The sequence below is a fragment of the Mycobacterium sp. M23085 genome, from assembly GCF_045343915.1.
Classification (GTDB): Bacteria; Actinomycetota; Actinomycetes; order Mycobacteriales; family Mycobacteriaceae; genus Mycobacterium.
Window position 1 is genome coordinate 3,651,853 of record NZ_CP174280.1, and the last position, 20,123, is coordinate 3,671,975.

The 20,123-nt window shown below is 69.4% G+C and carries 18 protein-coding genes; 14 read left to right on the forward strand and 4 right to left on the reverse strand.

The features are described from left to right. Genes ACIUM1_RS16985 through ACIUM1_RS17000 form a run of 4 tightly spaced genes read left to right on the forward strand, consistent with a single transcriptional unit; the run spans nt 1 to nt 4,162 of the window. Nucleotides 1-927, forward strand: coding sequence for an ABC transporter permease (locus ACIUM1_RS16985; protein ID WP_406813796.1), 927 nt, complete (start codon nt 1-3; stop codon nt 925-927). Then, nucleotides 920-1,783, forward strand: a complete 864-nt coding sequence (locus ACIUM1_RS16990) for an ABC transporter permease (protein ID WP_406813797.1) — start codon at nt 920-922, stop codon at nt 1,781-1,783. The genes ACIUM1_RS16985 and ACIUM1_RS16990 overlap by 8 nt, the downstream gene beginning before the upstream one ends. Beyond that, nucleotides 1,780-3,399, forward strand: a complete 1,620-nt coding sequence (locus ACIUM1_RS16995; protein WP_406813798.1) for a dipeptide ABC transporter ATP-binding protein — start codon at nt 1,780-1,782, stop codon at nt 3,397-3,399. Before ACIUM1_RS16990 ends, ACIUM1_RS16995 begins: the two co-directional genes overlap by 4 nt. Nucleotides 3,400-3,403: 4 nt before the next feature. Beyond that, complete coding sequence (locus tag ACIUM1_RS17000) at nt 3,404-4,162, forward strand: oxidoreductase (protein WP_406813799.1); 759 nt, start codon at nt 3,404-3,406, stop codon at nt 4,160-4,162. A gap of 461 nt (nt 4,163-4,623) precedes the next feature. Here ACIUM1_RS17000 and ACIUM1_RS17005 read toward each other — a convergent pair whose 3' ends face one another. Beyond that, complete coding sequence (locus ACIUM1_RS17005; RefSeq protein WP_406813800.1) at nt 4,624-5,481, reverse strand: HAD-IB family hydrolase; 858 nt, start codon at nt 5,479-5,481, stop codon at nt 4,624-4,626. A gap of 488 nt (nt 5,482-5,969) precedes the next feature. Between ACIUM1_RS17005 and ssd the strand changes: the two genes are divergently transcribed. The 7 genes from ssd to ACIUM1_RS17040 are packed head-to-tail and all read left to right on the forward strand — an operon-like array spanning nt 5,970 to nt 10,469. Further along, nucleotides 5,970-7,034, forward strand: coding sequence for a septum site-determining protein Ssd (gene ssd / locus ACIUM1_RS17010; protein WP_406817721.1), 1,065 nt, complete (start codon nt 5,970-5,972; stop codon nt 7,032-7,034). Further along, nucleotides 7,031-8,206, forward strand: coding sequence for a TadA family conjugal transfer-associated ATPase (locus ACIUM1_RS17015; RefSeq protein ID WP_406813801.1), 1,176 nt, complete (start codon nt 7,031-7,033; stop codon nt 8,204-8,206). The genes ssd and ACIUM1_RS17015 overlap by 4 nt, the downstream gene beginning before the upstream one ends. Then, nucleotides 8,203-9,000 carry a type II secretion system F family protein gene (locus ACIUM1_RS17020; RefSeq protein ID WP_406813802.1) on the forward strand — a complete coding sequence of 266 codons (798 nt, stop codon included), beginning with the start codon at nt 8,203-8,205 and terminating at the stop codon, nt 8,998-9,000. The genes ACIUM1_RS17015 and ACIUM1_RS17020 overlap by 4 nt, the downstream gene beginning before the upstream one ends. Continuing rightward, nucleotides 8,997-9,590: a type II secretion system F family protein gene (locus ACIUM1_RS17025; RefSeq protein ID WP_406813803.1), complete on the forward strand. Its 594-nt coding sequence runs from the start codon at nt 8,997-8,999 to the stop codon at nt 9,588-9,590. The genes ACIUM1_RS17020 and ACIUM1_RS17025 overlap by 4 nt, the downstream gene beginning before the upstream one ends. An 18-nt stretch (nt 9,591-9,608) precedes the next feature. After that, entirely contained in the window at nt 9,609-9,809 is a 201-nt protein-coding gene (locus ACIUM1_RS17030) for a DUF4244 domain-containing protein (RefSeq protein WP_406813804.1), read from the forward strand. A 53-nt stretch (nt 9,810-9,862) separates the two neighbouring features. Further along, complete coding sequence (locus tag ACIUM1_RS17035; protein ID WP_406813805.1) at nt 9,863-10,135, forward strand: TadE family type IV pilus minor pilin; 273 nt, start codon at nt 9,863-9,865, stop codon at nt 10,133-10,135. Nucleotides 10,136-10,166: 31 nt separating this feature from the next. After that, nucleotides 10,167-10,469, forward strand: coding sequence for an Rv3654c family TadE-like protein (locus tag ACIUM1_RS17040; protein WP_406813806.1), 303 nt, complete (start codon nt 10,167-10,169; stop codon nt 10,467-10,469). Here the strand turns inward: ACIUM1_RS17040 and ACIUM1_RS17045 are convergent. Beyond that, nucleotides 10,466-11,503 carry a PAS domain-containing protein gene (locus tag ACIUM1_RS17045; protein WP_406813807.1) on the reverse strand — a complete coding sequence of 346 codons (1,038 nt, stop codon included), beginning with the start codon at nt 11,501-11,503 and terminating at the stop codon, nt 10,466-10,468. The two genes, ACIUM1_RS17040 and ACIUM1_RS17045, sit on opposite strands and share 4 nt — an antisense overlap. Before the next feature lie 281 nt (nt 11,504-11,784). Then, nucleotides 11,785-14,124, reverse strand: coding sequence for a DEAD/DEAH box helicase (locus tag ACIUM1_RS17050; protein ID WP_406813808.1), 2,340 nt, complete (start codon nt 14,122-14,124; stop codon nt 11,785-11,787). Nucleotides 14,125-14,407: 283 nt separating this feature from the next. Between ACIUM1_RS17050 and cspA the strand changes: the two genes are divergently transcribed. The 3 genes from cspA (at nt 14,408) to topA (ending at nt 18,390) form a co-directional block, all read left to right on the forward strand. Next, complete coding sequence (gene cspA, locus ACIUM1_RS17055) at nt 14,408-14,611, forward strand: cold shock protein CspA (RefSeq protein ID WP_007166602.1); 204 nt, start codon at nt 14,408-14,410, stop codon at nt 14,609-14,611. A gap of 168 nt (nt 14,612-14,779) precedes the next feature. Further along, nucleotides 14,780-15,379 (forward strand): hypothetical protein, encoded by a 600-nt coding sequence (locus tag ACIUM1_RS17060; protein WP_406813809.1) that lies wholly within the window; start codon nt 14,780-14,782, stop codon nt 15,377-15,379. A gap of 203 nt (nt 15,380-15,582) precedes the next feature. Then, complete coding sequence (gene topA / locus ACIUM1_RS17065; protein ID WP_406813810.1) at nt 15,583-18,390, forward strand: type I DNA topoisomerase; 2,808 nt, start codon at nt 15,583-15,585, stop codon at nt 18,388-18,390. On the opposite strand, the gene ACIUM1_RS17070 is transcribed toward topA, so the two are convergent. After that, the gene (locus tag ACIUM1_RS17070) at nt 18,387-20,015 is read right to left on the reverse strand and encodes an adenylate/guanylate cyclase domain-containing protein (protein WP_406813811.1); all 1,629 of its coding nucleotides are present in this window, start codon (nt 20,013-20,015) and stop codon (nt 18,387-18,389) included. The two genes, topA and ACIUM1_RS17070, sit on opposite strands and share 4 nt — an antisense overlap. Between the last annotated feature and the right edge of the window lie 108 nt (nt 20,016-20,123).

Genomic DNA, 20,123 nt, shown 5'->3' on the forward strand with positions numbered 1-20,123 from the left:
ATGGGCTGGTACATCGCGCGGCGGATCGTGGTCATGGTGCCCGTCTTCCTGGGCGCCACGTTGCTGATCTACGGCATGGTCTTCCTGCTGCCCGGCGACCCACTGGCCGCCATCGCCGGGGACCGGCCGCTGACTCCGGCCGTGGCCGCCGCGCTGCGGGCGCGCTACCACCTCGACGATCCGTTTATGCTGCAGTATCTGCGCTACCTCGGCGGCGTCGTGCGCGGCGACCTGGGCCGCGCCTATTCCGGTCTGCCGGTCAGTGCCGTTCTGGCGCATGCGTTTCCGGTCACGATCCGGCTGGCGTTGATCGCCTTGGTGGTGGAGGCGGTGTTCGGCATCGGGTTCGGGGTGATTTCCGGGTTGCGCCAGGGGGGACTCTTCGATGCCACGGTGCTGATCGCCGGGCTGATCATCATCGCGATCCCGATCTTCGTGCTGGGCTTTCTGGCTCAGTTCCTGTTCGGGGTCAAACTGGGCATCGCGCCGGTCACCGTGGGTGAGCGGGCGACATTCGCACGCCTGCTGCTTCCCGGAATCGTCTTGGGCTCAGTGTCATTCGCCTACATCGTCCGGTTGACCCGGTCGGCGGTGGCCGCCAATGCGCACGCCGATTACGTGCGCACCGCCACCGCCAAGGGATTGTCACGGCCCCGGGTGGTGACCGTGCACATCCTGCGCAACTCGCTGATCCCGGTGGTGACCTTCCTGGGCGCGGACCTGGGTGCGCTGATGGGCGGGGCCATTGTGACCGAGGGCATCTTCAACATCCACGGCGTCGGCGGCGTGCTCTACCAGGCCGTCACCCGGCAGGAAGCCCCGACCGTGGTGTCGATCGTGACCGTGCTGGTGCTGATCTACCTGATCACCAATTTGATGGTGGATCTGCTCTACGCGGCCCTGGACCCGAGGATCCGCTATGGCTGAGCACTCGGGCTTCTGGGCTGAAACCTGGCGAAAGCTGCACCGCCGTCCGAAGTTCGTCGTCGCCGCCGCGCTGATCGCCCTCATTCTGCTTGTCGCACTGTTTCCCGCGTTGTTCACCCACGCCGACCCCAGCTATGCGGATCCAAGCCAAAGCTTGCGCAGCCCTTCGGCGGCGCACTGGTTCGGCACCGACCTACAGGGCCACGACATCTACGCGCGCACCATCTATGGGGCGCGGGCCTCGGTGACGGTCGGGCTGGGCGCCACGCTGCTGGTGTTCGTCCTCGGCGGTGCGTTGGGCGCATTCGCCGGCTTTTACGGGGGCTGGATCGATGCGGTGGTCTCCCGGCTCACCGACGTGTTCTTCGGCCTGCCGCTGCTGCTGGCCGCCATCGTCCTCATGCAGGTTCTGCACCATCGAACCGTGTGGACGGTGATCGCCATCCTGGCCCTGTTCGGCTGGCCGCAGATAGCCAGGATCGCTCGCGGCGCCGTGCTGGAGGTGCGTGGCGCCGACTATGTGCTGGCGTCTAAGGCGTTGGGGATGAGCAGGTTTCAAACGCTGCTCCGGCACGCCCTGCCCAACGCGGTGGGGCCGGTGATCGCGATGTCCACCATCGCGCTGGGGGCCTTCATCGTCACCGAGGCCACGTTGTCCTACCTCGGTGTCGGCCTGCCGAGCTCGGTGGTGTCCTGGGGCGGCGACATCAACCTCGCCCAGACGCGGCTGCGCGCCGGATCGCCCATCCTGTTTTATCCCGCCGGCGCATTGGCGGTGACGGTGCTGGCCTTCATGATGATGGGCGACGCGCTGCGCGACGCTCTGGATCCGGCCTCGCGGGCCAGGCGCGCATGAATACCGGGGCAACGTCACTGTTGACGGTCGAAGGCCTGGAGGTCAGGTTCGGCGACCACGCCCCCGCGGTGGCCGGAGTGGATCTGAGCGTGCAACGCGGCCAGACGGTCGCTGTGGTCGGCGAGTCGGGATCCGGGAAATCCACCACCGCCGCCGCCATCCTCGGGCTCCTACCCCCGGGAGGCCGAATCACGGCCGGCCGCATCACCTTTGACGGCCTCGACATCACCGCGGCGGACCGCCGGCTGCTGCGATCGATCCGGGGCCGTCGCATCGGCTACGTGCCTCAAGATCCGATGACCAACCTCAACCCAGTCTGGAAGGTCGGCTTTCAGATCCGGGAAGCGTTGCGGGCCAACACCGATGGCCGCCAGGCCCGACGACGGGCGATGGAGCTGCTCAGCCAGGCCGGCATGCCGGATCCGGCGAGGCAGGCCGGTAAGTATCCGCACCAATTGTCGGGCGGTATGTGCCAGCGCGCGCTGATCGCCATCGGGTTGGCGGGTCGTCCGCAGCTGCTGATCGCCGACGAACCGACGTCAGCCTTGGACGTCACGGTGCAACGGCAGGTGCTCGACCACCTGCAGGGGCTCACCGCCGAACTCGGCACCGCGCTGCTGTTGATCACGCACGATCTGGCGCTGGCCGCCGAACGGGCGGAGCGCGTCGTCGTCGTCCACCGTGGCGCCGTGGTCGAATCCGGTGCCGCGCCGACCATTCTGCGCGATCCGCAACACGAGTACACCCAGCGGTTGGTGGCGGCGGCTCCGTCACTGACGCGCCGGAGCCGGCCGCCGGGCACTCCGACCGACGACATCCTGGTCGCCTCGGAGCTCACCAAGGTGTACCGGGATTCGCACGGCGCACCGTGGCGGCGCGGCGAGTTTTGCGCCGTCGATGCGGTGTCGTTCCGGCTGCAGCGGGCCCGCACCCTGGCCATCGTCGGTGAATCCGGCTCCGGAAAGTCGACGGTGGCCCGCATGGTGCTAGGCCTGCTCCAACCCAGCTCGGGCACAGTCGTTTTCGACGGAATGCGGATCTCCGACGCGGCGGACCGGGACTCGATGATGACCTTTCGCCGGCGCGTGCAGCCGGTCTTCCAGAACCCCTACAGCAGCCTGGACCCCATGTACTCGGTGTTTCGTGCGATCGAGGAACCGTTGCGGATCCATCGCGTCGGAGACCGCCGACACCGCGAGAAAGCCGTGCGCGAACTCGTCGACCAGGTGGCGCTGCCCTCGTCGGTGCTCAGCAGGTTGCCGCGCGAGCTGTCGGGCGGCCAACGCCAGCGGGTCGCGATCGCACGGGCGCTGGCGCTGCGGCCCGAGGTGCTGGTGTGCGACGAGGCCGTGTCGGCACTTGACGTCCTGGTCCAGGCGCAGATCCTCGACCTGCTCGCGCAGCTGCAGACCGAACTGGGCTTGGCCTACCTGTTCATCAGCCATGACCTGGCGGTGGTCCGGCAGATCGCCGACGACGTCCTGGTGATGCGGTCGGGTCGGGTGGTGGAACACGCGCCCACCGAGCGCCTTTTCACCGACCCCGGGCACGAATACACCCGGCGGTTGCTGGACGCCATCCCGCACGCACCGGAATCCGACGGGGATAGGTTGTGACGTTGTGACAGCTGATCCGCTGGCCCCCCTGATGGAACTGCCCGGCGTCGCCGAGGCCAGTGACCGCGCCCGCGAGGCGCTCGGGCGTGCCCACCGCCACCGCGCCAACCTGCGGGGCTGGCCCGTGACCGCCGCCGAGGCGGCGCTGCGGGCGGCGCGCGCTTCCTCGGTGCTGGACGGTGGACCGGTTCGGCTGGAGGATCTGGCCGATGCCGGGCAGATCAGTGATCCGGTCTTCGCCGGGGCGCTTCGGGTGGCCCAGGCGCTCGAAGGCGGCGAAGGCCCGGTCATCGCCATCTGGCGACGGGCACCGCTGCAGGCGCTCGCCCGGCTGCATGTGCTGGCCGCCGCGGAACAGGTCGACGAGGAGCGGCTGGGGCGCCCGCGCGCCGGTGACGGCGTGGGGCCGCGACTGGAGTTGTTGGCCGACCTGGTGAACGGCCGCACCCAGGTGCCGGCGCCGGTGCTTGCCGCCGTCGCGCACGGCGAACTGCTGACGCTGAAGCCGTTCGGCAGCTCCGACGGTGTGGTGGCCCGCGCGGTGTCGAGGTTGGTGACCATCGCCAGCGGGCTGGACCCGCACGGGCTCGGTGTGCCCGAGGTCAGTTGGATGCGCCAGCCCGCCGCGTATCGCGACGCCGCGCAGGGCTTCGCCAGCGGCACACCGGAGGGCGTGGGGGCCTGGCTGGTGCTGTGTTGCCGTGCGCTGAAAGCCGGTGCGCAGGAGGCTGTGTCGATCGCCGACTCAATGTCGAACCGATAGCTGAAGCCGAGCCGGAGGCCCGGAAAACGGCACCCGCAAAAAGCCCGGAAAAATGTAGAGCGGGCGACGTTCCGAATGTTCGGTCCGCCGCCCGCTAGCACGGGACTCGGTTACCAAGCGTGCATCTCGGGGTTGCGTGGGTTGGCCTCGGCGATCTCACGACGCTTATGGTTGCAACCCCACCCAAAGGGTCGTCGACACCGTCCGCATTTTCGTAATTTCGCAGGCCCGCAACACTTCTGCCATCTTCGCGGCTATGACTCCGCGTGGGTGCCGAGCACCGTGCTGGGCGCCCGGGTCGGGAGAACGAACCTTCTCTTCCGGATCGATCTAGGCCTCACCGGGCTTCCGTGGTTTCCTTTGTACTACTAGACCCCGGGCGCAGCAAGGCCCAATTGCGAACAGCGCCGAATCGTTTTGGGATAGCCCGTTTATCGAGTTTGCTGTTGGTGCCGCTGGGCTCAGAACGCGTACCGGCGCAACAGCGAATACGTGACCGCGCCGGCGGCCAGCGCACTGATGCCCACCGCGGCAGTCGTGGCGATCGCGGCACCGGATGGCGCCGGGATGCGGTCGCGCAAGGACACCGGCCTGGAGAACGACATCACCGGCCAGCCGCGTTCCACTGCTTCCCGGCGCAGCCCGCGGTCGGGATTGACCACGCTGGGGTGGCCGACCGACTCGAGCATCGGCAGATCGGTGATCGAGTCGGAGTAGGCGTAGCAATGTTCCAGCGGGTAGCCCTCCCGCGCGGCCAGTTCCCGGATTGCCTGCACCTTGCCCTCGCCGTAGCAGTAGAACGCGATCTCGCCGGTGTACCGACCGTCCTCGACGACCATCCGCGTCGCCATCGCGTGGGTGGCACCGAGGGCCCGGGCGATGGGGGCGACGATTTCCTCCCCGGAGGCCGACACCACCACGACGTCCCGCCCGCACAACTTGTGGGCCGCGATCAGATCGGCGGCTTCGGCGAACACCAGCGGAGTCACGATGTCGTGCAGCGTCTCGTTGACGATCGACTTGACCTGTTCGACGTCCCAGCCGGTGCACATATTGGTCATGTGGGCACGCATTCGATCCATCTGGTCATGATCAGCACCGGAGAGCAGATAGATGAACTGCGCGTAGCTGGACTTGAGCACCGCCCGGCGGTTGAGCAGGCCCTGGTTGAAAAATGGTTTGCTGAACGCCAGGGTGCTGGATTTGGCGATGATCGTCTTGTCCAGGTCGAAGAAGGCCGCCGTGCGGGCGTGGGGGGCCGTGGTTGCCGGTGATTGCTCCGAGGCCGACTGCTCCGCGGTTGGGTCGAAGACGGTCACCGACCCAGCATAGGTCGATGGTCGCGCGAGGCGGTGATCCCGCACCGGAAATGGCCGCTCAGGGCTTCGGGGAGCCGCAGGAGCAGTGTTTACGCGGCTCAAGCTGTTTTTTCAGAAAACGAGCCTTGCGTTACTCCGGCTTGTCATGTGTATAGTAAGCATTACTCGGCCCTGAGCCGAGGGTGTATCAGCCCGACCCCCCGGGGCTGATGCACGACGACCCTCGCCTCCTCCCCCCCTGGCGGGGGTCGTCCCTTTTCTACGGTCAGTTTTCCCCGCTGCACGGCGTCGGGCTCCGCTTTCGGTGCGTTGCGGGACAGTTTGTCCGTCGTCGCTGGCGGCGCGCTCCGCGGCGCCTTTGTGCACACTCGCGTCTCTATCCACAAATCCGCATTTGGGACTGTTGTGCCAAGGTCGCGGCCCCGCACAGTGGTGTGGTGGTCAGCAGTTCCGGAGTTGATGTGACGGGTTCCGCGGGTGTGCTGGCGGTGTTGGCGGAGCCCGACCTGCGCGCCGAGTTGGACAGGGTGGCGGCCGCCGCCGGTGTCCGCGTGGTGCATGCCGGAGACGCGGCTCCGGTGAGCCGCAAGAGTTGGGTGGCGGCCGCGGCCGTCGTGCTGGACGCGCGGGCGGCGGCTCGCTGCGGGCGGTGGGCGCTGCCGCGCCGCGATCATGTGACCGTGCTGACGATGGCCGAACCGGAGATGACGACGTGGGCCGCCGCCGTCGAAGTCGGCGCCGAGCGTGTGTTGCGGCTGCCCGAGGAAGAAGGAGAGTTGGTCGGCGCGCTCGCCGAAGCCGCCGAGTCGTCGCGCGACGACGGGTCGCGCGGTCACGCGGTCGCGGTCGTCGGGGGCTGCGGCGGGGCGGGTGCCTCCCTGCTCTGCGTCGCGCTGGCGCAGGCCGCCACCGACGCATTGCTGGTGGACCTCGACCCGTGGGGTGGTGGTCTGGACTTGTTGCTGGGTGGCGAAACCGCCCCGGGGTTGCGCTGGCCGGACCTGGCGTTGCGGGGCGGCCGGCTGAACTGGTCGGCCGTCCGCGACGCGCTGCCCCGGCACCGCGGAGTCAGTGTGCTGAGCGGCACGCGACGCGGCTACGAGCTGGCCGCCGGGCCGGTGCACGCCGTCATCGACGCCGGCCGGCGCGGGGCGGTCACCGTGATCTGCGACCTTCCCCGTCGTTTCACCGACGCGTCCCAAGCCGCGCTGAGCGCGGCCGACCTGGTCGTCGTCGTCAGCCGCTGTGACGTGCGCGCCTGCGCCGCGACAGGGGCGCTGGCCCCGGTCCTGGCGTCCATCAATCCCAACATCGGCCTGGTGGTGCGGGGCCCGTCGCCCGGGGGATTGCGGGCGGCCGAGATCGCCGAGATCGTGGGCCTGCCGTTGTTGGCCGCGATCAAAGCGCAGCCGCAACTCGGCGCGCAGGTCGACCGCGGGGGCCTGCGGCTGGGGCGACGTTCGGCGCTCGCGGTGGCGGCTCGTCAAGTGCTCGGCCTGCTACCACCCGCAGGGAGGCGGCGGCGGGCGGGGCGGAACGGCAAGGCGGCGTGAGCGGTTCGCTGATCGAACGTGTCCGTGAGCGGCTGGCCGGGGAGGCCAGCGCGGCGGGAGCCCCGCTGGACGCTTCGGTGGTGGCCGCCGCGATCCGGGCCGAGTCCGGTGGGATGCTCGGCGACACCGAGGTGCTGGCCAATCTCCGTGTGTTGCAGACCGAGCTCACCGGAGCCGGCATTCTGCAACCGCTGCTCTGCGCGGACGGCACGACCGACGTCTTGGTCACCGCGCCGGATGCGGTGTGGGTTGACGACGGTACCGCATTGCGGCGCACCGATGTTCGCTTCCCCGACGAGGCGGCGGTGCGGCGATTGGCGCAACGGTTGGCGCTGGCCGCCGGCCGCCGGCTGGACGACGCGCAGCCCTGGGTCGACGGCGAGCTGACCGGCATCGGTGCCGGCGGGTTCGCGGTGCGGCTGCACGCGGTGTTGCCGCCGGTGGCGGCCGCGGGCACCTGCCTGTCGCTCCGCGTGCTGCGGCCCGCCAGCCAGGATTTGGCGGCCCTGATCGCCGCAGGGGCGATCGACCCGGCGGCCGCGGCGCTGGTCACCGACATCATCGACGCCCGGTTGGCGTTCCTGGTCAGCGGTGGCACCGGTGCCGGCAAGACGACACTGCTCGCCGCGATGCTGGGCGCCGTACCGGCGACCGAACGGATCGTCTGCGTCGAGGATGCCGCAGAGCTTGCGCCGCGGCATCCGCATCTGGTGAAGCTGGTCGCCCGCTGCGCCAACATCGAAGGCGTCGGCGAAGTTCCGGTACGTCAACTGGTCCGGCAGGCCTTGCGAATGCGGCCCGACCGCATCGTGGTCGGCGAGGTGAGGGGCGCCGAGGTGGTCGACCTGCTGGCCGCGCTGAACACCGGACACGACGGCGGCGCGGGCACCGTGCACGCCAACAGCCCCGGGGAGGTCCCCGCCCGCCTGGAGGCTTTGGGCGCGCTCGGTGGCCTGGACCGGGCAGCGCTGCACAGCCAACTCGCGGCCGCCGTGCAGGTGTTGCTGCACGTTGCGCGCGACCGCACCGGCCGGCGCCGGCTCACCGAAATCGCTGCGCTGCAACATGATCAAGGGCGGGTGCGCGCGGTCACCGTGTGGCATGCGGATCGGGGGATGACGGACGCCGCCGCGCAGTTGCGGCGCTTGCTGCAGAGCCGGATGCCGGCGTGAACGGACCGCTGGCCGGCGCCCTGCTGTTGTCGCTGGCGCTCATCTTCGTTGGGCCCTCGCCGCGACGACGACTCTCGGCGTCACCACGCCGGCGACTCCCGAACATCGGGCTTCGCGAGGCGAGTTGGGTCGTCGCGGGCATCGGCGGAGCCGCGGTCATCGTGCTGCCGCTGACAACCGTCCTGTGCGTCGCGATCGTGGGCGCGACCGCAAGTCTGCGTTATCGACGCCGTCGCCGCATCCGGCGGGCCGCAGCTGAGGGCCACGCGCTTGGATCGGCACTCGAGGTGCTTGTCGGTGAGTTGCGGGCCGGCTCGCATCCGGTACACGCATTCGGCGTCGCCGCCGACGACGCCGAGGGCGCGGTCGCGGTGTCGCTGCGTTCGGTGGCGGCGCGGGCCCGGCTGGGTGCCGACGTCGCGGTCGGCCTGGCCGCCGCGGCGCGCGGCTCGGCTCTGCCCGTGCATTGGGAGCGGCTCGCGCTGTGCTGGCGGCTGGCCAGCGACAACGGGTTGGGAATAGCCACCCTGATGCGCGCCGCCCAGCGCGATATCGCTGAGCGGCAACGGTTCTCGGACCGCGTGGCCGCGAGCATGGCCGGCCCGCGTGCCACCGCGGTGATACTGGCCGCGTTGCCGGCGCTCGGCGTGCTGCTGGGCCAACTCATCGGGGCCCGGCCACTGGGCTTCTTGCTGGGCGGGCACGGGGGTGGGTGGCTGTTGCTTATCGGGTCGACGCTGGCCTGCGTCGGTCTGCTGTGGTCGGACCGCATCGCCGATCGGGTGGCGTCGTGAACCTCGCGGCGGTGCTGCTGGCGGTGGCGCTGTGGATCGGGCCCGGCCCCGCACTGGTGCGCAGCCGCGCCGGGACGCCGTGGCGGGGTGGTCGACTGCCGCGAGGGACGGCGCCGTCACGCGGCCCCGATCCGCTCGCGGTGGCCTCCTGCCTGGACGTGCTGGCCGTCTGCCTGGGGGCGGGCATGGCTGTCTCGACGGCCGCGGCCGCCGCCGCCCCGTCCGCGCCGCGGAATCTGGCCAGGGTGCTGCGCCGCGCGGCCGACCTGCTCGCGCTCGGGGCGGACCCCGCTGTCGCGTGGTCCATTCCGTCCGGCTCGCCGAACGCGGCCGACCCGCAGATCGATGCGCTGCTGCGGTTGGCCCGGCGTTCGGCATCCTCGGGCGCGGCGCTGGCCGGAGGCGTCACCGAGTTGGCGCAGGAGTGTCGGCACGACGCCGCGCACGCGGCGACCGCCGCCGCCGAGCGGGCCGGCGTCCTGATCGCCGGCCCGTTGGGCCTGTGCTTCCTGCCGGCGTTCGTATGCCTGGGCATCGTCCCGGTGGTGGCCGGCTTGGCCGGTGATGTCCTGCAGTCGGGCCTGCTGTGAAACGAAAGGAAGTCCTTAATGCTCAAGATGTTTCGCCAATTCTCCGCACGCATCGTCGCGTTGGCGGCCGACGAGTCGGGCATGTCGACGGTCGAGTACGCGATCGGCACCCTCGCGGCGGCCGCCTTCGGCGCGGTGCTCTACACCGTCGTCACCGGCGATTCGATCGTCTCGGCGCTGACCAACATCATCGGCCGTGCGCTCAACACCAAGGTGTAGCCGACAGTGCCGGCGCCAGCACCGTTGAGGCGGCACTGGGCATCGCCGCGCTCGTGGTGGTGCTGGTGCTGTGCCTGGCCGGGGTCACCGCGGTATCGATGCAAGTGCGCTGCGTCGATGCCGCCCGCGAGGCCGCCCGGCTGGCGGCCCGCGGCGACGAACGCTCCGCGGTGGCCGCCGCGCGCCGGCTCGCGCCCGGAGGCGCACGAATCGACCTGCGCCGCGACGGCGACTTCCTGGTGGCCTCCGTCGTCGCGCATTCGAAGGTATTGCCCACCATCGACATTGCCGCCACAGCGGTCTCGGCGGCCGAGCCGTCACGATGATCGGGGCTCGGCCACGCTGGTCGCGGCATGGATGATCGTGCTGCTGCTGACGGTGACCGGATCCGGCGCCTACCTGGGCTCGGCCGTGGTGGCACGGCACCGCGCCCAGGCGGGCGCCGACCTGGCCGCCCTGGCGGGCGCGGCGCGGCTGGCTTCCGGAGCGGATGCGGCCTGCGCCAGAGCCGCGGGCGTGGCCCGCCGGATGCGCGTCGACGACATCGGTTGCGCGGTGGACGGTCTCGATGTCGTCGTCACGGCACGGGTGTCGGTCGCCTTCGGCGGCGCGGCCCGCGCCGCCGCGCGGGCGGGGCCGGTGACCCGCGAATCCGGCTAGGGCGCGGCATCGGGGCTCGGCGACAACCCCGCGGTGGCCAGTTCCTCGTCGGTGGGTAGGCGCAGCGAGACCAGGCCGGCGTACGTATCCGGTTCCAGTTCCACCCGATTGGCGGTGACATGCACCGGCACCCAATCCCCGTTGTGCCCGGGCATCCGCAACACCCGACTGGTGGCGCCACCGCTGAATTCCCTTGTCATGGTGGACATCAGATCCTGGTCGTCGGGGTGAACCCGGGGCTTGCCAGTTTCACTGCTGCGCCAGTCGTAGAAGGTGCACGGCTCATCCAGCCACTTCAGCAGCGACCAGGTGTTGAGGTCGATCAGTGCGCGGTGCACCCCGGCCTGGGCCAGACCGCTGAGGATGCGCCGCGCGAGATCGTCGGTCGAGACCTCCGGACCCTTCAGTTCGGACTGCCAGTTCATTGCCCGCGCCACCAAGTGCTCCCGGCCGTCGGGTCCGGGTTCCAGAATCGTGCGTGCGACAAAACCTATCCGGATCGCCCCTCCCCGCCAGTCGGTGAGATCCCAGGTGCTGCAGAGGGTTTGGTCGGGCTTGGCCTTGACGGCCATGGCCAGCACCTTGGCTTCGTTCGGATTGAGCTCACGCGACGGGAGGTCCTCGGCGAAGGCCCTGCCGAAGGTGACTTCGACCTCGGGATTCTTTCCGCTGTTGATCAGCGATTCGCGGGTGTCGGTGGCGACGCCCAGGGTCAGGTCCCACTTCAGCGGCCCCGGGATCGGTCGCTCGGGCGGTTCGATGTCGGCGGGACCGGTCCAGACATGCACGCCGTGGATGAAACCGTCGGACATCACCACCGGTTCGGTGCGGATGATCCGGTCGCGCTTGGTCGTGATGCTGGTCATGGCCTGTCCTGCCTGCACCGACTCGGCGATCGCCGTGCGAACCGCGGCAAGGTAGGGACTGCGGCGCAGGAATGTGGTGATCGGGACGAGGTTCTTGAGCTGTCGGCCCTGCGCCACCACGGTGGGATCACCCCCGAGTGTCTCCACGAGCAACCAGTCGTGGGCCATGCGGCTGATTTTACGGGGACGGGACGGGTGTAGGGGAGTGCGGGCGGGCTCGTCGGGTGTCGCGTTCGCAATAATCGACGCGATCACGGGCGCCGCAGCGCTTGCGGTGCCGCCGGGGCCTTGGTACCTTCCTGCTGCGCCGGCAGCGTCGGGGTTGTGGACGGCGCGCACCTATTCGTTTTGCGTCCAATGCGACAGCACGCCGGCATTTCTTGAGCAGCAGGGAATGCGTTCTCGGCTGGTAAGGCAAACCCAGGGGTCGACCGTCGAGGGGTCGGTCGTCATCCGCGGGGTTTGCACTGCCGTGGCCCCTGCGCCAATTCCGCGAGTACCAGCTTCAGCACCTGCACCGCGCCCGCCTTGTCAAGCGGGTCGTTGCCGTTGCCGCACTTGGGGGACTGCACGCACGACGGGCAGCCCCGCGGGCACTCGCATGCTTCGATGGCGGCCGCTGTCGCACCAAGCCAGGTGCGGGCCTGGCGAAAGCCCCGCTCGGCGAAACCCGCGCCGCCCGGATAGCCGTCGTAGACGAAGACGCTGGGCAGGCCAAGGGGATCCGGTCCGACGGCGGTGGACAGTCCGCCGATGTCGCCGCGGTCGCAGCTGGCCACCAGCGGCAGCAGTCCGATCGCCGCGTGTTCGGCGGCATGCAGCGCCCCGGGTATCCGCGTCGCTTCAATGCCCTTGCGCTGCAATGCATCTTCGGTAACGGTGTACATCGCCGCCATGGTGGCCAGGGTGTGTTCCGGCATGTCCAATTCGATGAAGTCGATCACCTCCCCGGACAGCCTGCGGCGCAGATACCCCACCACCTGATGGGTGACCCTGACCGGAACCAGGCCCAGCGTGACCGGCCCGAACGTCAGGCGCTCACCGCTACCGGTGACGGCGATATCGGTGATCTCGCGCGCGAACGTCGCATAACCAGGGTCCTCGGCGTGCACGAACGCGATGCCTGCCTCCGTGTCCAGCGAGTCCACCACGTAGCTGTCGCCTTGATGGAGGTACACCGCGCCGGGGTGGACGGTTGCCGGTGCCTGTCCGGCGCCGGCGCTGCCGAGCAGCCTTCCGGTGTCGGCCTCGACGATGACGATCTGGCCGCCCACCGAGCCCCGGATGTCCACGGCGGCATGCGGTTCCAGGCCGGGCACCGGGAAGTACTTCCCGCTGCGCCGCCGCAGCAGCCCGTCATCGACCAGGCCGTCCGCCACCTCGGTGGCGTCCAGACCGCGCACCTCGGACTCGTCCAGTGGCAGTTCGGTTGCCGCGCACAGCAGTTGCGGGCCCAGGATGTAGGGGTTGGCCGGGTCGATCACCACCCGCTCGACCGGCTTGTCCAGCAGTGCGGCGGGGTTGTGCACCAGGTACGTGTCCAGCGGATCGTCCCGGGCGATCAGCACCACCAGCGCGCCCTGGCCGCGCCGCCCGGACCGGCCGGCCTGCTGCCAGAAGGAGGCGACCGTGCCCGGGAAACCGGCGAGCACCACCGCGTCCAACCCGGCGATGTCTACGCCCAGTTCCAGCGCGTTGGTGGTGGCCAGGCCCCGTAACCGGCCCTCGGCCAGCGCCCGTTCCAGCGCGGTGCGGTCCTCGGCGAGGTATCCGGCCCGATACGACGCAACGGCTCGCGACAGCTCCGGAGCGATGTCGTCCAACCTCGCCTGGGCCCCCAGCGCGGTCAATTCCGCGGCGCGGCGCGACCGCACGAACGTCAGCGTCTGAGCGCCCTCGGCGATCAGGTCGGCCATCACGCGCGCCGCCTCGGCACCGGCGGAGCGGCGCACCGGCGCGCCGTTCTCACCGGTCAGGTCGGCGCGCAGCGCGGGTTCCCACAACGCCACGGTCCGGGCGCCCTGTGGTGAACCGTCCTCGGTGACCTCCTCGACCGGCAGGCCGATCAGTTCGGCGGCCGTCGCGCCGGGCGAATCCGTTGTGGCGCTGGCGAAGATCACCGTCGGTGACGACGAATAGCGAGCGCACAGCCGCAGCAGGCGGCGCAGCACCATCGCCACGTTGGACCCGAAAACCCCGCGATAGTAATGACATTCGTCGACGATCACGAATCGCAGACCACGCAACAGAACGGCCCAGCGGGCGTGGTTACGCAGGATCGACAAATGGATCATGTCGGGGTTGGAGAACAACCACCGCGAACGTTCCCGCGCGAAGCGGCGGACCTCGTCCGGGCTGTCGCCGTCGTATGCGGTGGGTGCGACGTCACGCAACCGGGGAATCGCCGCGGTGAGCGCGTGCGCGGCCCGTAATTGGTCGTGGCCCAACGCTTTGGTCGGTGACAGGTACAGCACCCGGGCCCGCGGATCGGTCGCCAGCGCGTTGAGCACCGGAAGCTGATAGGCCAGTGACTTGCCCGACGCGGTACCGGTGCTGAGCACCACGTGACGGCCCGCGTACGCCAGGTCCGCGGCCGCGAACTGATGCGACCACGGTGATGTGATGCCGCGGTCGGCGAACGCGCTGACCACGTCGGGCTCGGCCCAGGCCGGCCAATCGTGCGGCCGGCCGCCGCGCGGCGGCAGTTCGGCGACGTGGCGCAGCGGATGCTCGTCTGACGCGGTTCCGGCGAGTGCGGCGGCAAGCAGGTCACTGCCGAAACTCGCCATCTCACTCCCTCCGCAATCCGTTGTGAAGTCGGCCCTGGAATCGGCCTTCGAATCGGCGGACGACACAAGTCTGTCGCCGACGCGATGAACATGGTTGACTATTTGCGGTCGCAGCTTCTGTGTTCGTGTCAAACTTTCGCAGGATCGACGTTGCGGCCGCGGTTCCTGCGAGGTTAATCGGTCGGGTGAAGTTCCGGCGACTCAGCGAGGTATGGCGGTCGTACCAGGCCCGGGGCATCGAAAGGCGATGCCTCGCACCCAGAAGAAAAGGAAAGATCGAGAGATGCCACAGGGAACTGTGAAGTGGTTCAACGCGGAGAAGGGCTTCGGGTTCATCGCCCCCGAAGACGGTTCCGCAGACGTGTTTGTCCACTACACGGAGATCCAGGGTTCGGGCTTCCGCACCCTCGAAGAGAACCAGAAGGTCGAGTTTGAGATCGGCCACAGCCCTAAGGGCCCCCAGGCCACCGGAGTCCGCTCCGTCTAAGACAGAGCAGACCTGAACGGATAACCCCCCGTGCAGACCCGCCCGACGGGTCCCAGCCGGGGGGTTTCCTCTTTTACCGCCGCGACCAGGTAGGCGCGCGCGTCGTCGCGGGGCGCCGCGCCGGTTGCCTCAAGACGCGGATGGCCCCCCTGGCCTACTGTCGGTGGCGTGAGCCAGCTTTCCTTCTTTACAGCGGAGTCGGTGCCGCCCGCGGTCGCCGACCTTTCCGGGGTGCTGGCTGCGTCCGGGCAGATCGTCACCGTCGGTGCCACCGGCGAAAGCCACGTTGCGGGTGCCCGGCTCTCGGTAGTGGTGGATCAGTCGTGGCGCGCCTCGGCGCTGGCCGAGATGATCCGGGAGGCGGGCTTGGAGGCCGAGATCGGCCGGACCGACGAGGACACCCCGTTGGTGCGTACGGCGGTGGACCCCTCACTGAGCACACTGGCCGCCGAATGGACGCGCGGTGCGGTCAAGACGGTGCCGCCGCGCTGGCTGCCCGGCCCGCGCGAGCTGCGGGCGTGGACGCTGGCGGCGGGAAACCCCGAGGGCGAGCATTACCTGCTGGCGCTGGATCCGCACGCGCCGGACACCCACTCGCCGCTGGCGTCGGCTTTGATGCGCGTGGGGATCGCGCCAACCCTGATCGGTACCCGCGGTGGCCGGCCGGCGCTGCGGATCAGCGGCCGCCGTCGGCTATCGCGCCTGGTAGAGAACATCGGGGAACCGCCGGACGGCGCCGAGGCGTTATCCCGCTGGCCGCGCGTCTAGCCTGGACATCACGCCCGAGTTTGCGTCCTTTTCGCGGATGTCAGTTTGCGCAGGCCCGCCCAAGGGTGCGAAATTGTCAGGTGCCGCAGGGCGAAGGAACGGCCGCGTAGCTGGATTTCACCGGAATTTTCGATGCCGACCTGTCATTCTTCCTGCAGGTGGTCTCGCAGGGGGGACCAATCAGGGATGGAGCGTAAGGGCAGTTGGCTGACCCGAAACTAAAAGACACCGGCAGCGGGAATGGCACCCGCCGGCGACTCGTGATAGTCGAGTCGCCCACCAAGGCGCGCAAGCTGGCCGGCTACCTGGGCTCGCGGTACATCGTCGAATCGTCGCGCGGTCACATCCGCGACCTGCCCCGGGCCGCCGCCGACGTGCCGGCGAAGTTCAAGTCGGAGCCCTGGGCCCGCCTCGGGGTCAACGTCGACGCGGACTTCGAACCGCTGTACATCATCAGCCCCGAGAAGAAGAGCACGGTCACCGAACTCAAGGGTCTGCTCAAGGAAGTCGACGAGCTCTATCTGGCCACGGATGGTGACCGCGAGGGCGAGGCCATCGCCTGGCATCTGCTGGAAACCCTCAAGCCGAACATTCCGGTCAAGAGGATGGTGTTCCACGAGATCACCGAACCGGCGATTTTGGAGGCCGCCGAACACCCCCGCGACCTGGACATCGACCTGGTCGACGCGCAGGAAACCCGGCGCATCCTGGACCGGCTGTACGGCTACGAGGTCAGCCCGGTGCTATGGAAGAAGGTCGCGCCCAAGCTGTCGGCGGGCCGGGTCCAGTCCGTGGCCACCCGGATCATCGTGCAGCGCGAACGCGACCGCATGGCGTTTCGCAGCGCGTCCTACTGGGACATCGTGGCCCAGCTCGACGCGAGCGTGTCCGATCCACAGGCCTCGCCGCCCACCTTCACCGCCCGCCTGACCGGCGTCGACGGACAGCGGGTGGCCGCCGGCCGTGACTTCGACTCGCTCGGTCAGCTGCGCAAGGCCGACGAGGTGATCGTTCTCGACGAGGCGAGCGCGACGCAGCTGGCCGCCGGTCTGCGCGGCGCCCAGCTCAACGTCGCGTCGGTGGAGGAAAAGCCCTACACCCGCCGCCCCTACGCGCCGTTCATGACCTCGACGCTGCAGCAGGAGGCCGGCCGCAAGTTGCGGTTCTCTTCCGAGCGCACGATGAGCATCGCCCAGCGGCTCTACGAAAACGGCTACATCACCTATATGCGTACCGACTCCACCACGCTGTCGGAGTCGGCGATCAACGCCGCCCGCACCCAGGCCCGCCAGCTCTACGGCGCCGAATACGTGTCGCCGTCGCCGCGCCAGTACACCCGCAAGGTCAAAAACGCCCAGGAGGCCCACGAGGCGATCCGCCCCGCGGGTGAGACGTTCGCGACGCCGGATGCGGTGCGCCGCGAACTCGACGGCGACGAATTCCGCATCTACGAGCTGATCTGGCAGCGCACGGTGGCCTCGCAGATGGCCGACGCCCGCGGCACCACGCTGAGCCTGCGCATCAACGGCCAATCGGGCGGACGTGAGGTCGTCTTCTCGGCCAGCGGACGCACCATCACCTTCGCGGGCTTCTTGAAGGCCTACGTGGAGACGGTGGACGAACTGGCCGGCGGGGAGGCGGACGACGCCGAGAGCCGGCTGCCGCAGTTGACCCAGGGTCAGCGGCTGGACGCCGTCGAACTCACCCCCGATGGCCACGCCACCAACCCTCCGGCGCGCTACACCGAGGCGTCGCTGGTCAAGGCGCTCGAAGAGCTGGGCATCGGCCGGCCGTCGACGTATTCGTCGATCATCAAGACCATTCAGGACCGCGGCTACGTGCACAAGAAGGGCAGCGCGCTGGTGCCCTCGTGGGTGGCGTTTGCCGTAACCGGTTTGCTGGAACAGCATTTCGGCCGCCTCGTCGACTACGACTTCACCGCCGCAATGGAAGACGAGCTCGACGCGATCGCCTCGGGGCAGGAACGACGCACCGACTGGCTGAACAACTTCTACTTCGGCGGCGAGCACGGGGTGGCCGACTCGGTGGCCCGCTCGGGTGGCCTGAAGAAACTCGTCGGCGTCAACCTGGAGGGCATCGACGCCCGAGAAGTCAACTCCATCAGGCTCTTTGACGACGAGCAGGGCCGGCCGGTCTACGTCCGGGTGGGCAAGAACGGGCCCTACCTGGAACGCATGGTGACCGGCGATGACGGCGAGCCCAAGCCGCAGCGGGCCAACCTCAACGACTCGCTGACCCCCGACGAGCTGACGCTGGAGGTGGCCGAGCAGCTGTTCGCCACGCCGCAGGAGGGCCGGGTGCTGGGGGTGGACCCGGAGACGGGCCACGAGATCGTCGCCAAGGACGGCCGTTACGGGCCATACGTTTCCGAGATCCTGCCGGAGCCGCCACCCGACGATGACGGCAGCGGCGCGCCCGCGAAGAAGGGCAAGAAGCCCACCGGTCCCAAGCCTCGCACCGGTTCGCTGCTGCGCAGCATGGACTTGCAGACCGTCACGCTCGAGGATGCGCTGCGGCTGCTCTCGTTGCCGCGGGTGGTCGGTGTCGACCCGGCCACCGGTGAGGAGATCACGGCGCAGAACGGCCGCTACGGCCCATACCTCAAGCGCGGCACCGATTCTCGTTCGCTGGCGTCCGAGGAGCAGATGTTCGACATCACACTCGAGGAAGCGCTGAAGATCTACGCCGAGCCCAAACGCCGCGGCAGGCAGGGCGCCGCCGCGCCGCCGCTGCGCGAGCTGGGCAACGATCCGGCGACGGGCAAGCCGATGGTGATCAAGGACGGCCGGTTCGGTCCGTACGTCACCGACGGCGAGACGAATGCCAGCCTGCGCAAGGGCGATGACGTGGCGTCGATCACCGACGAGCGGGCCGCCGAGCTGCTGGCCGATCGCCGGGCTCGCGGCCCGGCGAAGCGTCCCGCCAAGAAGGCCACCCGCAAGGCGCCGGCCAAGAAGGCCGCCGCCAAAAAGACTGCCAAGCGGGGTTAGTAGCCGGGTCCGATGGTCTCGCCGGACATCTCTTCGGCGCGAGCGTGACTGGGCTCGGAGTCGGTGGTTCCGGCCAGGTTCAGGGGGCGCGCCAGCTGGGTGGGCGCCCGACGGCCGCGCAGCTCGACCACCTCGCCGACATCCCAGCACAGGGCCTCGGCGTCCAGCGCGCCGCTGACCGCGATCGCCGACGCGAGCACGTGGCCGGGCTCCAATTTGGCGAGCTCGGTCAGCCGGGCGGCCTCGTTGACCGGGTCGCCGATCACCGTGTACTCGAAGCGGGCCTGCGCGCCGATGTGGCCGGCGATGGCCCGCCCGGACGACACCCCGATGCCGAACTCCGCCGAACCGATCACCGGCAGCAGCGCGTCGTGCAATTCGCGGGCCGCGGCCAGCGCTCCGCCGGGCGAGTCGGGGTGTTCGATCGGCGCGCCGAAAATGGCCAGTGCGGCGTCGCCCTGGAACTTGTTGACGAAACCGCCATGCTTGCCAACGGTTTCCACCACCACCCGGAAGAACTCGTTGAGCAGGTGGACGACTTCGGCCGGTGGCCGGGTCGAGGCCAGCTGGGTGGAGCCGACCAGGTCCACGAACAGCACCGCGACGTCGCGCTCCTGGCCACCCAGCTCGGTGCCGCGCTCCAGCGCCCGGCGGGCGACGTCCTCACCGACGTAGCGGCCGAACAGGTCACGCAGCCGCTGCCGCTCGGACAGGTCGCGCACCATGTCGTTGAAGCCCGCCTGCAGCAGGCCGAGTTCGCTGGCGTCGTAGATCTGCATGTGCGCGTTGTAGTTTCCGCGCTGCACCTCCGAGAGTGCCCAGCGCAGCTGGCGCAGCGGATCGGCGATCGACATGGCCACCAGCAGCGTGCTGACCAACCCGATGCCCAGCGCCGCCAGCGCCAGCAACAGGATTGGGGTGAACAACTTCTCCGGCGTGGCATGCAGCAGCGAGGTCTTGTCGGCCACCACGGCCAGCACGATCGCCAGCACCGGCACCGCGGTGGACAGCATCCAGGTCAGGATCTGCCGCAGGATGACGCCGGGCGCCTTGACGTTTTCGGGCACCCCGCTGCGTAGGGCGGCCACCGCCACCGGCCGCAGCACCCGTTCGGACTGCAGGTAGCCGATGATCGAGGTGGCGGCGGCGCCGAGCCCGGTGGACACCGCCACCACGGGCGCAGCGAAGCGGGCCACCGACCAGCTGGCGATGATGAACACCACGCTGCCGATGGCCCAGGCCACGATGCTGATCAAGGTGCGGTAGAACGGCATTCGCAGCGCGCGGCTGCGGGCCAGTTCGGTGGCTGCCGGGTCGGCCTCGGCGAGCATGTTGTCGCGGCGCTGCCACCGGAACACCGGCAAGAGCAGCCGCAGTGTCACGGCCAAACCGGTGAGGAAGACGACGACCAGTGCGGTGGCGAAGATGGCCAGGTTCAGCGCCGGAAGGTCCTGCAGCTGGATGCGGTCCTCGGGCGGCAGCGCGTAGCGAAGGAAGCCGAGCACGAACAGGGCGCCGATGATGTCGGCCTGCAGCATGCTGAGCGAGAACAGCGGCCACGGCGTGCGCATCACCCAGCGGACGAATGCGCTGATCCGCCCCGGTAGTGCCGCCGCCGTTGTCACTAACCCACCGTATCGGTCACCGGTGACCTCTCGGAAACTTAATGAGGATCTCGGCAAGTCGCCCGGGCGCCCCGGCCGCGTCGAAAATAACGGAACGGTCGCGGTACG

What these genes read in the sequence shown, in the direction of transcription:
- ACIUM1_RS17030 (WP_406813804.1), top strand. Translation starts at nt 9,609, where the DNA reads ATGCTCAAGATGTTTCGCCAATTCTCCGCACGCATCGTCGCGTTGGCG.
- ACIUM1_RS17045 (WP_406813807.1), bottom strand. Translation starts at nt 11,503, where the DNA reads ATGGCCCACGACTGGTTGCTCGTGGAGACACTCGGGGGTGATCCCACC.
- ACIUM1_RS17040 (WP_406813806.1), top strand. Translation starts at nt 10,167, where the DNA reads ATGATCGTGCTGCTGCTGACGGTGACCGGATCCGGCGCCTACCTGGGC.
- ACIUM1_RS16985 (WP_406813796.1), top strand. Translation starts at nt 1, where the DNA reads ATGGGCTGGTACATCGCGCGGCGGATCGTGGTCATGGTGCCCGTCTTC.
- ACIUM1_RS16995 (WP_406813798.1), top strand. Translation starts at nt 1,780, where the DNA reads ATGAATACCGGGGCAACGTCACTGTTGACGGTCGAAGGCCTGGAGGTC.
- cspA (WP_007166602.1), top strand. Translation starts at nt 14,408, where the DNA reads ATGCCACAGGGAACTGTGAAGTGGTTCAACGCGGAGAAGGGCTTCGGG.
- ACIUM1_RS17050 (WP_406813808.1), bottom strand. Translation starts at nt 14,124, where the DNA reads ATGGCGAGTTTCGGCAGTGACCTGCTTGCCGCCGCACTCGCCGGAACC.
- ACIUM1_RS16990 (WP_406813797.1), top strand. Translation starts at nt 920, where the DNA reads ATGGCTGAGCACTCGGGCTTCTGGGCTGAAACCTGGCGAAAGCTGCAC.